Annotated in this window: 8 protein-coding genes and 1 tRNA gene; 5 read left to right on the forward strand and 4 right to left on the reverse strand. The window is 70.6% G+C overall.

Annotation, left to right across the window (positions count from 1 at the left end; translation table 11 throughout):
- Window positions 1-136: 136 nt before the first annotated feature.
- Window positions 137-1,825 carry a tetratricopeptide repeat protein gene (locus UCD39_RS22965; RefSeq protein WP_330498028.1) on the forward strand — a complete coding sequence of 563 codons (1,689 nt, stop codon included), beginning with the start codon at window positions 137-139 and terminating at the stop codon, window positions 1,823-1,825.
- A gap of 54 nt (window positions 1,826-1,879) precedes the next feature.
- Window positions 1,880-2,773: a 4-(cytidine 5'-diphospho)-2-C-methyl-D-erythritol kinase gene (locus UCD39_RS22970; protein WP_330498029.1), complete on the forward strand. Its 894-nt coding sequence runs from the start codon at window positions 1,880-1,882 to the stop codon at window positions 2,771-2,773.
- A gap of 155 nt (window positions 2,774-2,928) precedes the next feature.
- On the opposite strand, the gene UCD39_RS22975 is transcribed toward UCD39_RS22970, so the two are convergent.
- Window positions 2,929-3,909 carry a peptidoglycan-binding protein gene (locus UCD39_RS22975; protein WP_330498030.1) on the reverse strand — a complete coding sequence of 327 codons (981 nt, stop codon included), beginning with the start codon at window positions 3,907-3,909 and terminating at the stop codon, window positions 2,929-2,931.
- 142 nt (window positions 3,910-4,051) lie between these two features.
- Here UCD39_RS22975 and UCD39_RS22980 point away from each other — a divergent pair.
- From UCD39_RS22980 to UCD39_RS22990, 3 genes are all read left to right on the forward strand, one after another.
- Window positions 4,052-4,126: transfer RNA gene (locus UCD39_RS22980), tRNA-Gln, on the forward strand.
- Window positions 4,127-4,633: 507 nt separating this feature from the next.
- Window positions 4,634-5,881: an EAL domain-containing protein gene (locus UCD39_RS22985; RefSeq protein ID WP_330498031.1), complete on the forward strand. Its 1,248-nt coding sequence runs from the start codon at window positions 4,634-4,636 to the stop codon at window positions 5,879-5,881.
- Window positions 5,882-6,046: 165 nt separating this feature from the next.
- On the forward strand, window positions 6,047-7,087 hold the full coding sequence (locus UCD39_RS22990) for a DUF349 domain-containing protein (RefSeq protein ID WP_330498032.1): 1,041 nt from the start codon (window positions 6,047-6,049) through the stop codon (window positions 7,085-7,087).
- A gap of 33 nt (window positions 7,088-7,120) precedes the next feature.
- Here UCD39_RS22990 and UCD39_RS22995 read toward each other — a convergent pair whose 3' ends face one another.
- Genes UCD39_RS22995 through UCD39_RS23005 form a run of 3 tightly spaced genes read right to left on the reverse strand, consistent with a single transcriptional unit; the run spans window position 7,121 to window position 12,881 of the window.
- The gene (locus UCD39_RS22995) at window positions 7,121-9,256 is read right to left on the reverse strand and encodes a hypothetical protein (RefSeq protein ID WP_330498033.1); all 2,136 of its coding nucleotides are present in this window, start codon (window positions 9,254-9,256) and stop codon (window positions 7,121-7,123) included.
- Entirely contained in the window at window positions 9,253-12,024 is a 2,772-nt protein-coding gene (locus tag UCD39_RS23000) for a DUF4159 domain-containing protein (protein ID WP_330498034.1), read from the reverse strand. The genes UCD39_RS22995 and UCD39_RS23000 overlap by 4 nt, the downstream gene beginning before the upstream one ends.
- Window positions 12,024-12,881 (reverse strand): DUF58 domain-containing protein, encoded by an 858-nt coding sequence (locus UCD39_RS23005; RefSeq protein ID WP_442943694.1) that lies wholly within the window; start codon window positions 12,879-12,881, stop codon window positions 12,024-12,026. The genes UCD39_RS23000 and UCD39_RS23005 overlap by 1 nt, the downstream gene beginning before the upstream one ends.
- Window positions 12,882-12,978 lie beyond the last annotated feature (97 nt).

Here is a 12,978-nt window from a genome sequence, read left to right on the forward strand (position 1 = left end):
CGCCTTTTTCGTTTCCGGGTGGGGCGACCGGGGCGGTTGTTCCGGCCGCGTTTCCCGATTAGCTTGAGGGATCGGGACTTAAATAGACGGCGGCGATCTCGTGCGGTTCTTGCGGCGGACATCATCCGGATTGGTTTTGGCGGGCTTGCTGGTGACGGCGGCTCCGTACGGTTCCGCCTGGGCGGCCAAGGCGCCGGAACAGACGGGCGGGCCCGACCCGCTGGCCGCCTTCGTCGCCGGCAAGGTGGCGCAAGGGGCGGGGGACTGGACGGCGGCGGCCGATTTCCTGGCCCTCAGCCTCAAGTCCGACCCCGATGACCTGACCCTGCTGCGCCGCGCCGTGCTGATCAATGTCGGCCTGGGGCGCACCAAGGTGGCGCTGCCGCTGGCCAAGCGCCTGATCGCGGCCAAGGATGGCAACCCCGTGGCCCTGACCCTGCTGGCGGCCGACGCCGTCGCGGCGGGGGATGAGCCGGGCGCCCTGCGCGCCATCGACCTGCTGCCCAAGGATGGCTTGGGCACCTTCATGCGCCCGCTGGTGACCGCCTGGGTCAAGGCGCGCAAGGGCGACTGGCCGGCGGCCAAGGCGGCGCTGGAACCCTTGGAGGCGCAGCCCAGCTTCCGGGCCATGGCGGCGCTGCACGCCGCCCTGATCGAGGATCTGGCCGGCCATGAGGAGGCGGCGCGCACCTGGTACGCCCAGGCGTCCGATGGCGGGCAGGTGCTGCGCGTGGCCATGCTGCGCGCCAATTTCGAGATGCGCATGGGCCATGCCGACCTGGCGCAGGCGGCGGTCGCGGCCATCCTGCAGGCCGATCCCAAGGGCCCCATGGGCGATGCCGCCCGCGCCCTGCTATCCCGCCCGCACCCCGGCCGCATGGTGGCCAACGCCCCCGAAGGCCTGGCGGAGGCGCTGTTCGACGTGGCGGCGGCCATCAACCAGGAAAAGGTGGCGGAGGTGGCGCTGCTCTACGCCCGCCTGGCCCTGCATCTGGACCCGTCGCTGGCCCCCGCCCGCATGCTGGCGGGTGAGACGCTGACGGAGTTGGGCCGCGACCCGGAGGCGGCGGCCGAATACGCCGCCGTGGTCGCCGACCTGGGCATGAAGACCGGGGACAAGGCGGATGTGGGCCTGTTGTGGGCCGCCCGCCTGCGCCAGGCCGACGCCCTGGCCCGTCTGCAAAAGACGCAGGAGGCCGCCGGCATCCTGCGGGCGATGGCGGCGGAGCGGCCCGACCGCAGCGACGCCCTGGTGCGCCTGGGCGACCTGCTGCGGGCCGACCGCAAGCTGCCGGAGGCGCTGACCGCCTATAACCAGGCCATCGAGCGCCTGGGCGGACGGCCGAGCGGCGGCGACTGGTTCCTCTACTACGCCCGCGCCACGGTGCAGGACCAGATGGGCCATTGGCCGGAGGCGGAGTCGGACCTGCTGCGCGCCCTGCAACTGCAGCCCAACCAGCCCGGCGTTCTGAACTACCTGGGCTACGCCTGGTCGGAGCGCGGGGAGAAGTTGGATCAGGCGCGCCAGTTGCTGGAGCAGGCGGTGAAACTGCGGCCCAATGACGGTGCCATCATCGACAGCCTAGGCTGGGCCAAGTACCGCTCCGGCGACATCCCCGGCGCCGTGGACCTGCTGGAGCGCGCGGCGGAGCTGAAGTCCCGCGATCCGGCCATCAATGACCATCTGGGCGACGCCTATTGGGCCACCGGCCGCCGGCTGGAGGCGCACTATCAGTGGCAGCGCGCCGCGCGGGAGAATCCGGAGGACAGCCTGAAGGCCGCGTTGGATGAAAAACTGAAGCGCGACCCCACCGCTGCGCAGTAAACCCCTGACATCCAAGATTTGTTACACCCGAGATTTGTTGAAGGACCTATCCCCGTGACCACGGTAAGTGCCGCCGCCGCCGCCAAGCTGAACCTGTACCTGCACGTCCTGGGCAAGCGGCCGGACGGCTATCACGAGCTGGACAGCCTGGTGGTGTTCGCCACCGCCCACGACCTGATCACCGTGACCGAGGCGCCGGGCTTCAGCCTGGCCATCGACGGACCGTTCGGCAGCACCCTGGTGGCGGAGGGTACTGGCCGCAACCTGGTGTCGCGCGCCGCCCATGCCCTGGCGGAGATGCTGGGCCGCGACCCGCATGTTGCCATCCGCCTGACCAAGAACCTGCCCGTGGCGTCGGGTATCGGCGGCGGCTCGGCCGATGCCGCCGCCACGCTGAAGGCGCTGGCCCAGTTGTGGGGCGTGCCGCAGGACGATTCCCGCCTGGTGGAACTGGCGCCCACGCTGGGTGCCGACGTGCCCGTGTGCCTGTTCGGCCGCACCGCTTACTTTGGTGGCGCGGGGGAACAGGTGGTGGCGGGCCCGGCCCTGCCGCCGGCGGCCTTGCTGCTGGTGAATCCGGGCGTCCACATGCCGACCAAGGATGTGTTCGCCGCCCGCACCGGGGCCTGGTCCTCCGCTGGCCGGCTGGAGCGTGATCCCGTCGACGTCGTGGACTTCGCCCAGTTGCTGCGGGCGCGCGGCAACGACCTGGGGGCCGCGGCCGAGAGCCTGTCGCCGGCCATCACCGACGTGCTGGCGGCCCTGGACGCCACGCCGGGCTGCCTGCTGGCCCGCATGTCGGGCAGCGGCGCCACCTGCATCGGCCTTTATGCCGATGTTGAAGCCGCGGCGTCGGCCGCGGCGCTGATCAACCGTGTGCGCCCCACCTGGTGGGTCAAGGCCACCGCGTTGCTGCCGGAGGTGCCGCCGGCCGAAGTGGTGGACTGATAGGCGCGGCATTTGAACGTGGCCGTTCAAATGCTCCCTCAAGCGCCGGGCGGCGGACGTCCGTCCGCCTTGGCTAATCCTCGCTTTCCAGTCCGCTTCGCTCCCCGGAAATCTCCGGCGGACGCCGTCGCGTCCTACCCTGCCGGATGGGGGCGTCAGTAACGCACCAAGCGTGCCAGCAGGTCGCGGCTGGGCCAGCCGTCCGGCGGTGGCGCGGATTCGTCCCACCGCGCCGGGTGCGCCACCTGATAGGCCAGGATGGCGTTGGCGGTGCGGGCGCCCATGCGGCCATCCGCCGGCGCCGTCAGATACCCCAGGGCGTGCAAGCGCCGCTGGATAAGGCGCAGGCCGTCCCGGTCCACGGCGGGCGGCGGCGTGCGCGCTTGGCCGGGTGCAAGCTGGGGCGGTGGCTTGGCGGTAGCGGGGTCCTGGGTCTGCGCCGCCAAGGCCACACCCACCAGCTCCGGCGCCCGCCCACCCCGCCGCAGCCGGGCCAGGGCTTGGTTGGCGGCGGTGTCGCCCTGGGCGGCGGCCCGGGCGTACCAGCGCGCGGCACCGGCGCGGTCGCCCGTCCGCTCCGCCAGCGCGCCCAGGCGTTCCAGGGCCAGCACCAGGCCGCCCCGGGCGGCGCGGCGGTACCAGGCGCGGGCCCTGGCGCCATCCGGCGGCACGTCCACCCCCTCGTCATACAGCAGGCCCAGGGTGAACTGCGCCTGGACGTCGCCCAGCTTGGCGGCGCAACGGTACCAGGGCAGTGCCGCCGCCACGTTCTCCGGCCACCCCATGCCGCCGGCTTCGATCATGCCCAGGGCGGCGCAGGCCTGGCGGCGGATGGCGCCGTCCCGCGCGGTGGCCGCCAGACGGTACCAGGCGCTGGCGCGCGCCACGTCGGTGGCCCGGTCGAAAGGGACGTCGCCGTAGGCGTCGGCCAGGTCCAGCTGTGCCTGCGCGTCACCGCCACGGGCTCGGCTGTCCAGCGTCATCAGCGCGGCGTCGGCCTCCTTCGGCGGCGATTCCGGCAGGGGGGGTGACGCCAGGGCCGCACCCGCCAGCATCAGGGCCATCAGCCCGGCGATGGCGGGAAGGGGGCGCCTCAGGGCGGGGCGTCCGGCTGGAAGGGGCGGGATGAGCGGCATGGGCTGACCAACGGGGAAGGGCCCCGCCATAGTGCCATGTCCCGGTCCGCGTGCCAGCGGTGACGCGATGGGCGATTTGGGGCGTTGCGTCCGCCGGGCTTTCTGATTATGGTGCCGCCCTCCCCGACGGGAGGCCCGGTGATGGGGCGTCGCCAAGCGGTAAGGCAGCGGATTTTGATTCCGCCATGCGGAGGTTCGATCCCTCCCGCCCCAGCCATCCCCTTTTCTATTACGTAATTCATGATGTGGCGCGCCTGGGGTGTGCTACCTGCGGTGGCGTTACTGCCCAGCGACCCGATGTCATTGCCGGCGGTCCCAACCAATACTCCGGGATGCTTTGAAAAGGCGCGCGCCGGCCGCCCGCTGTCAGAATTTGTCAAATTTTATGTATCGCCTGCGGCCCTTCCAAAGTAATATTGCCGCAAGGATAGGTTTTCCCTACGCGGGTGCCATCCCGAAGGGTAGCGGGATATTGAATTGGCACCGGTATCGGCCATGATATCCTGATAGGTAAGGTTGTGCGCCAGCGGTTTGGGGGAAGGGGCGGCGATGGGTTCCACCCCCCGGTTCGCGGTGCATGCAGCCGTTTTGCGTTACTTGGGGCTAAGCGCGTCGGCCCGTCCGTGGTGGAATGAGATGCGCGCGCTAGTTGTTGGCCGGGGCGTTGGAAGCCCGCGGTTGCGGAGATGAAATGAATTGTCCGAATGCGCCAAAACGGGATTGGGTGCGGGTGAAGCCCGGCGAACGCCCCGTGGCGTTGCCTGAAAAGCCGGAATACGACGATCAGAAGTTGCTGACCCTGTTGCAGTCCGCGAAGCGTGAACTGCAGGGCTTGCGCCTCATTCATCTGCATTTGTCCCTGCTGAAGGACAAAAGCAACCTCGACCTCCTGTCCATCAAGCGCGCGATGCAGGAAACGGCGGATAATTCCTCCTACCTGCAGGTTTTCAATCTTTCCAACGATGACGTCATCGTCCTGTACAAGGGTATCAAGTTCTCCCTGATCAGCGATGTCTGCTCGAAGATCGAGAAGCTGCTGCTGTCGCGCACGACGATGACGAAGCAGAATCCCTACCGGGAAGACAGCCTCTATTCGATCATGGAGCTGTCGCTCAACTTCGTGAACGTCATCCGCTTCATCGAGGGCCTGCAGAAGGGCGAGGGCGGCGACGCCCCGGTGGAGCAGACCAAGCCCCCCATCACGCTGGAGGAGCTGGGCAAGATCGAACGCGCCGTGCAGATGTTCGACCTGTCGCCCTTCATGTTGAACCAGCCGGTGGTGAACATCCAGAACCCCACCGAGAACGAGCACGAGTATTTCGAACTCTACATCGCCATCAAGGCGCTGGAGGAGCGGCTGTCGCCCGGGTACGACATCACCGCCAACCGCTGGCTGTTCAGCTATTTCACCTCGCAGCTCGACCAATCCGTCCTGCGCGCGCTGAACTACGGCGTGGATTTCCTGCGCGGCAAGCGGCTGGGCCTGAACCTGAACCTGTCGACCATCCTGTCGGCCAGCTTCGTGAAGTTCGACGAGCGGCTGACGACGGACCTGCGCGGCAACGTCATCCTGGAAATCAACAAGACCGACCTGATCGAGAATGTCTCGATGTACAAGGAGGTCGTCGATTTCGCCGCCACCCGCGGCTACAAGATTTGCATCGATGGCTTGAACGACTTCTGGGTCACGCACATGGACCTGGAATACATGGCCTGCGATTACGCCAAGATCATCTGGTCCCCCGACATGGAAAGCATGAGCGAGGAGGAGATCGACGCGTTGCAGGAAAAGGTGCGGCAGCAGGAAAACTGCCGCTACATCCTGGCCCGCTGCGGCACCGTTTCCGGCCTGATCTGGGCGGAGAAGATGGGCATCAGCCTGGTCCAGGGCCGCGTCATCGACAACATCCTGCGCAAGGGCGTGCTGGTCCGCGACGCCCTGAAGACGGCGCAGGTGATGAACGACGACTGAGCCGGTCCATTTCGGAAAGGCCCGTTAAAACGAGATTATCGCCGCGCCGGCAAATCTGTGTCACCTTCAGCCCGGAAAGGGCGCCCGGTCGCGGCCGGGGGCGAAGCCAAGCCCCCCAGGTCGATAAGGGGGCGCCTCCGTTTGGGGCGGAACTGACCGGAGACGATGTTGGCACGTGACTTCCCGGCGCAGGCGGTGGATGCGGAGGATGGCGCGGGCGAGGGTGCGACGCCGGCCGCCGGGGCGCCCGCCGCCGCCGCAAGCGAGGCGCACGCCAGCCGCAGCACCCACTTCCTGTTTGAGAACAAGGTCTTTTCCGTTCCGGGCGCCTTCTTCTCCTTCGCCTATGACAGCAACGAGGCGGTCTACAACGTCCAGCTGGGGGATGTGTGGGGCAAAATCCCATTCCGCACGCTGCGCGAGGCCTTCGGCATCGACGACACCAGCTCCGACGCCGTCTTGCTGGGCGTGGTCGAGCGCAGCCTGAAATACGTGAAGACCATCCGTCCCGGCGACAGCATCCCGCGTGAGCTGTTGGACGGCACCGCGTCCTGGCGGGTGGAGGACAGCCACCTGCAGATCGCGCGCGGCCGCATCACCGTGCAGCTGGTGTCGTGGATCACGGGGAAGGAAACCCTGGTCACCGACCGCGGCCAACTGGAACAGGTGGTCGAGGATCCGCAGACCAAGCAAAGGGCGCAACAGGCCTTCAGCGAACTGGCCCGCCAATTCGGCATCCCCGAGGAACGCAAGCAGGAGATCGTGGACAAGGTCGAGTCCATCGCCCGCGAGCTGTCCTATATCGAGGCCTTGCGCGACCGATACCACAAGCTGCAGCAGATCATCACCGGCATGGGACAGGCGGGACGCATCTACAAGACCGACCGCCAGATGCAGTCGGACCTGTCCCGCATGATGGCCCTGGTCAAACAGCCCATCCTGGATTTCGAGGATATCTTCGGCCAGCTGGACGCCCAGACCGGCGAGATCATGGCGGTGCTGAAATCCTATGACAGCCAGGTGAGCTTCATCCGCCGCATGCGCGACGAACTGCACACCCGCCTCATGCTGTGGGACGACGTGATCTATGCCTGGGATGGGGAACCGGTGGAGCGTGGCCCGGAGCTAGAGGCCCGCCTGAAGAAGACCTACCATTTCCTGGCGCAGCATTTCCTGGTGACCAAGGTCTGGCAGCGGGGGGCGTGAGACGCCCCCCGGCCGCACCGTTCCGGTGCCGTGTCAGCGGCCCTCGCGCCGCCAGCCCAGCACCAGCAGGGCCGCCATCGCCAGCAGCGCGATCCAGGCCGGCACCAGCGGCACCCGGGCCACGCCCGTAACGGTGTAGTCGCCGTTGGCCCGCAGGCCCAGCCAGCCGCTTCCGGCGGCGCTTTGCCCCGCGTCCACGCGGCGCAGGTCGGGCAGGCCGCCATTGCCGGACCGGTCCACCAGCCAGAAGACGCCCCCGCCCGTGGCCTTGGCCAGGGGGGCCAGGCGGTCGGGTGTGGTGCGCATGTCGGCCAGCTCCGGCGGGTTCAGCGCGCCGACCACGGCCAGCGCCGTCCGGTCGCCGTCCTTCACCCGCCACAATCCGGGTTCGCTCGCCTCCAGGCTGCCGCGCGCCACGCCATCGGGGCTGTCGACCAGGGGTAGGCTGGTGACGGCGTCGCTGGGGGACCGCACCTCCACCGGATCGGCGTCCGGCTTCAGGGAGCGGCGTTCCACCACCAGGCGGTCGCCGTCCACATGGGCCTTGAGGTCTTCCTCCTCCAGCGCCGGCTCTTTCATCAGCCAGTGGGCCAGGCGGCGCAGCAGCTCCGCCGCGGGTCCGCCCCCCTCGAAGCCGCGTGACCACAGCCACATATGATCGGACGCGATCTGGGCCACGCGGCCCTTGCCCACGCGGTCCAGCACCACCAGCGGCTGGTTGTTGGCGCCCGTCATGACCACCGTACCCTGGCGCGGCACGATGTCGATCTGGCGGAACCAGCGGCCCCAGGGCGCCTTCTGCTGTCCGGCCTGCGCCGGGGCGGTGTCGCCGTAGCCGTCCAGGCCGGCGGTGACAGGGTGGCGGCGGCCGGCATCGGTCAGGGCGGGGGTGAAGGGCTGTTCCGTCACCGTGCCCGTGGGCTCACCCGGCAGGATGGCGCCCAGGGGCGTGCGGTACAGCGACAGCGGCGTGGCGTAGGCGGGGCCGCTGGCCTCCAGGAAGGCGCCGCCGTTGCGCACATACTCCGCGATATTGGCCAGATAGCCCATGGGCAGGACGTTGCGCTGGCGATAGCGGTCGAAGATGACGAGGTCGAAGTCGTTCAGCTTCACCTCGAACAGCTCGCGGATGGGGAACTGGATCAGCGACAGTTCGCGGATGGGGGTGCTGTCGGATTTCTCCTGCGAGCGCAGGATGGTGAAATGCACCAGGTCCACCGCCGGGTCGGCCTTCAGCAGGTCGCGCCAAGTGCGCTCACCGGCGTGGGGTTCGCCCGATACCAGCAGCACGCGCAAGCGGTCGCGCACGCCGTTGACGATGAAGGCGGTGCGGTTGTTGGCCATGGACAGCTCGGCTGGGCCGGCGTTGACCGACAGTTCCAAAAGGTTGGGGCCGCCATGGCCCACGGTGACGGTCAGGGGCACGTCCTCCCCTACCGGCACCGGCACCTGCCGCTCGGGCTGGCCGTCCTGGCGGATGGTCAGCAGGGCGCTGTCCGCACCCTTTCCCGCCCCATTGGTGTTCAGGGGCAGGTCCTCCACCCGCACGGTGGCCGTGACCGTCTTGCCGACGATGCCGTAGCTAGGGCCGTGCACCAGCACCAGGCGGCGGTCGCCCTCGCCATGCTCGCCCGTCAGCAGGGTGTGGATGGGGCCCAGGTCGGCCAGGCTGTCCGGCTTGTCCGGCACATCGTGCACCTGCCCGTCGGTCAGCAGGATGGCGCCGGCCAGCCGCCGCCGGGGCACGTCGGCGACGGCCTGGGTCAGGGCGTCGATGGCGCGGGTTTCCTCCCCCTTGCCGCCGGCGGTGGAGGTGCCGGTTTCCACCACCCGCAGGTCCAGGTCGGGCACCTGGGACAGTTTGGCCTTCAGCGCGGCCAGTGCTGCGTCCGTGCGCTCCTGCCGGTGGCCCACCTTCTGGCTGGCGGAGGTGTCGACCACCACCACGGCCACGTCCTTCAGCGGGTGGCGGTCCTCCCGCACCAGGGCGGGGTCCAGCAACAGCAAGGCCAGCGCCGCCAGCGTGGCCAGGCGCCAGGTCAGGCCCCGCGCGCGGCGCCACGCCATGAGGCCCAGGCCGATGAGCGACAGGACGCCCAGCAGGATCAGCAGCCAGGGGGGCAGCAGGGGCTGGAAACTGACGCTGAGGCCGGAAAACAGGTTCATCATTGGCCCAGCCGCTCCAGAATCGCCGGCACATGCACCTGGTCGGCCTTGTAGTTGCCGGTCAGGGCGTACATCACCAGGTTGATGCCGAAGCGGTAGGCCATCTCACGCTGGCGCTCGCCTCCTGGCACCACGGCGTTCAGCGGCCGCCCCTGGCCGTCGATGGCCCAGGCGCCCGCCCAGTCGTTGCCGCCCACCAGCACGGGCGAGACGCCGTCGTTCACCCGCCCCTCCGACGCCTCCGCCCACACCTGGCCGCCGGCCTGCCGGCCGGGGAAATCCTGCATCAGGAAGAAGGTGCGGCTCAGCACATGGTCGGGCCCCACAGGGGCCAGGGGCGGGACGTCCAGCCCGTGGGTCAGGTCGCGCAGCCGCGCCTGGACGGCGCTGTCGGGCGCGCCCTGGTCGCGGGTGTCGAACAGGATCATGCCGCCGGCGTGCAGGTACTGGTTCAGCTTGGCCACCGCCGCGTCCGACAGGGAGGGCTGGCCCGGCGTCACCACCCAATAGAGCAGGGGGAACAGGGCCAGGTCGTCCTTCTCCACGTTCACGCTCATGGCGCCCGCCACCTCCACCGCCGTACGGCGGTTCAGCTGTTCGCCCAGGCCCAGCAGGCCGGCCTTGGTGGTGGCGTCGGCGGTGCGGTCGCCCGTCTCGACATAGGCAAGCCAATTGGCGGTGGTGGCCTTCACGATCTCACTGTCCGGTGTCGCGGCATGTCCGCGCGGGGCCGCCAGCACGGTCGCCAGCGCCAGCACGGCCGCTGTCGCCCCCCGGCGCCAGTTGCGGCCGGGCGACGGCCGCAGCGAGGTGGGCAGCAGGCCGCGCACGAACAGCGACAGGAACAGGTCCGCCACCCACAGCGCCGCCGCCGCGCCCAGGAACCAGGGGCGCAAATCCGTCTCCCGCATGCCGCCGAAGCCCTGGTAGGTGACGCCGGCCAGGGTGGGCAGGGGCACCAGCGGCGCCACCGCCCCGGCCAGGTTCAAGGCGCGGCGCCGATCGCCCACGCCGTAATAGCCCGGCGGGTGCAGCGGGCCCACCTGGACCTCCGTCCCATCCTTGCCCTCCGGCTCCAGCGGCTGCGCCAGGGCGGAGGGGGCGACCAGCCGGCCCTGGCCGTCCAGCAGCATAAGGGGGGGCAGGGCGCCGCCGGCATTGCCGCCGATGCCACCCGGCAGGCCGTCGCTGAGCGCCACCAGGCGCCGCAGCATGTCGACATACAGACCGGACAGGGCCAGGTTGGACCAGGCGGGATCGGCGCTGGTGTGCACCAGGACCAGCCAGCCCTTGCCCCGCCGCTCGCCCGTCACCAGGGGCGTGCCATCCTCCAGCCGGGCCCAGACCTTGTCGCCCAGGTCGGGGCCGGGCTCGGCCAGGACCTGGCGGCTGACGGTCACGTCGGGCGGCACCTCCAGCCCCGCGAAGGGGCTCTTGTCGTCGAAGGGCGACAGGTGGGCGGGCGTGGTCCAGGACAAGGCGCCGCCCAGCGAGCGGTCACCGCCGCGCAGGCGGACGGGCAACAGGGTTTCGGCACCGATGGGTTCCTGCTCATGGGCCAGGCGGGTGCCGCCGAAGCGGACCAGCACGCCACCCTGGTCGATCCACCGGCTGACGCGGTCCGTGTCGCTGTCGCTCAAGGCGCCGGTGTCGGGCAGCACCAGCACGGAAACGCCGCCCTCCAGCAGGGCGGGGATGGTTCCGCGCCGCACCTCGGCATACGGGGCCAGCGCCCGGTCCAGATAATACAGGCTGGACAGCAGCGGCTGGCTGTCGCCGCCCGGCCCGGCGGTGGCCAGGCCCACGGGCCGTCGGCGCCAGCGGTCGTCCAGCAGCAGGCTGGCGCCCACGCCGGTGCGCTCTTCCAGATGCAGGCGGACGGCGGCGTTGCGCAATTCGCCAGGCAGGGTCAGGGGCAGGGTCAGTTGACGCTCGCCCGGGGCGAAGATGCCCTCGGCCCGGCCCAGGGCCCGGCCATCCTCGCCCAGCGCCTCCACGGCGATGGGCTGGGCCTGTGCGCCCTCCGCCCGTTCCACCGGCACCATCAGGGCGCCGCCATCGGTACGGGCATCGCTGTTGGGCGCCCGCAGCAGCAGGGGGCCGTGGTCGGCGCCGGCGGTCAGCACCGTGACGCGACCCAGGGCGCGCAGCCGGCCGGCCAGGGCTTCCACGCTGCCGTCGTGCAGGCCGTCGGCCAGCCAATAGCTGTCGGCGGCCAATCCCGCCAGCGGCCCGGTCTTCTGGGCCGTGTCCAGGGCGGCCAGGGCCGCCGCGCGGTCGCTGGGCCAAGGCTGGGGCGCCAGGGCCTGCGCCAGGCGGCGGGCCGCCGTGGCGCTCATGGGGCCCTGCACCTGGGGCGCCTGCCCATCGGCGCCGGCGGCGGTGGGCAGCAGCAGGACCGGGCGGTCCTGGCGTTCGGCCTGGGTCACCAGCCGGTCCAGCGCCTGTTGCCGCTCCGGCCAGTCGCGGCCAGCGGCCCAGCCGGTGTCAACCACCAGCAGCATGGGCGCGCTGCCGGGGGCCGGCGCCGCGTCCGGATGCAGCAGGGGACGGGCCAGGCCCACGACCAGCAGGGCGCACAGCGCCAGGCGCAGCACCAGCAGCCACCAGGGCGTGCGCGCCGGCGTTTCCTCCTTCGCCGCCAGGCCCAGCAGCAGGCGCAAGGCGGGGAAGGTGACGCGCTTGGGGGCCGGCGGTGTCAGGCGCAACAGCCACCACAGGCCCGGCAGCAGGATCAGGGCCCACAGCACCAGCGGGCTGGCGAAGGCCATCAGACGCCCCCCTCATTCATGTGCGCCACGCCGGAATGGGCGGCGGCACTGCGCATGCTTTCCTGGGACAGGGCACCCCACAGGCCCAGCAGGGCGGCCTGCGGCGGCGTGTCGGTGCGGTGCAGGGAGAAGGTCCAGCCGCAGGCGCGGGCGATTTGGGCCAGGCCGGTGCGGTGGGCGGCCAGCCGCTCCCGGTACGCATCGCGCAGGGCGTCGACCCGGGGCACCAGCAGGCGCCGCTCCCCCTCCGCCGCCCCTGCCACGGACTGGAACTCCACCCGCCCGTCATAGGGCAGCGTTTCCTCCGCCGGATCGAGGATCTGCAGAAGGTGGCCGCGCACGCCATGGCCGGCATGGAAATCGACGGCCGCCTGGATGTCCTCCAGCGGCGACAGCAGGTCGCCCATCACCACCAGCCGCGCATGGCGGGCCAGCGGTTGGGCGGGCGGCACCGGCGGTGGCGGGGCAGGCTGGGCGCGGGTCAAAGCCAAGGCCAGCGGCTCCAGCGCCGGGCGGCCGGGCAGGGGGCGGGGACCGCCCATCAGGCCCACCCGCTCCCCGCCGCGTACCAGCAGGCAGGCCAGGGCCAGTGCCAGCAGGTCGGCGCGCTCACGCTTCAGGGGCAACTCCCGGTCCGACCGCCAGTCCATCGACGGGCCGGCGTCACGCCACAGCCAGACGGTTTGCGCCGCCTCCCACTCGTTTTCCCGGACGTAGACGTGATCGCCCTTGGCCGATTGGCGCCAGTCGATCTGGTCGGTGTCGTCGCCCTGCTGATAGCGGCGGAACTGCCAGAACGCCTCGCCCGTGCCGACGCGGCGGCGGCCGTGCAGGCCGGGCGACACGGTGGCCGCCACCCGCTCCGCCGCCACCAGCAGCGGTGGCAGGCGCTGTGCCAGCGCGTCGGCGCGGTCGCGCAGCCGGCTGGCCGCCGGCGCTTTATCGAGAGGGGCC

Source organism: Nitrospirillum karajorum, from assembly GCF_036348415.1.
Lineage (GTDB): Bacteria > Pseudomonadota > Alphaproteobacteria > Azospirillales > Azospirillaceae > Nitrospirillum > Nitrospirillum amazonense_B.

Excerpts from the sequence above, each read along its gene's own strand:
- UCD39_RS23000 (WP_330498034.1), bottom strand. The coding sequence starts at position 12,024 with ATGGCCTTCGCCAGCCCGCTGGTGCTGTGGGCCCTGATCCTGCTGCCG.
- UCD39_RS22995 (WP_330498033.1), bottom strand. The coding sequence starts at position 9,256 with ATGATGAACCTGTTTTCCGGCCTCAGCGTCAGTTTCCAGCCCCTGCTG.
- UCD39_RS22975 (WP_330498030.1), bottom strand. The coding sequence starts at position 3,909 with ATGCCGCTCATCCCGCCCCTTCCAGCCGGACGCCCCGCCCTGAGGCGC.
- UCD39_RS22990 (WP_330498032.1), top strand. The coding sequence starts at position 6,047 with ATGTTGGCACGTGACTTCCCGGCGCAGGCGGTGGATGCGGAGGATGGC.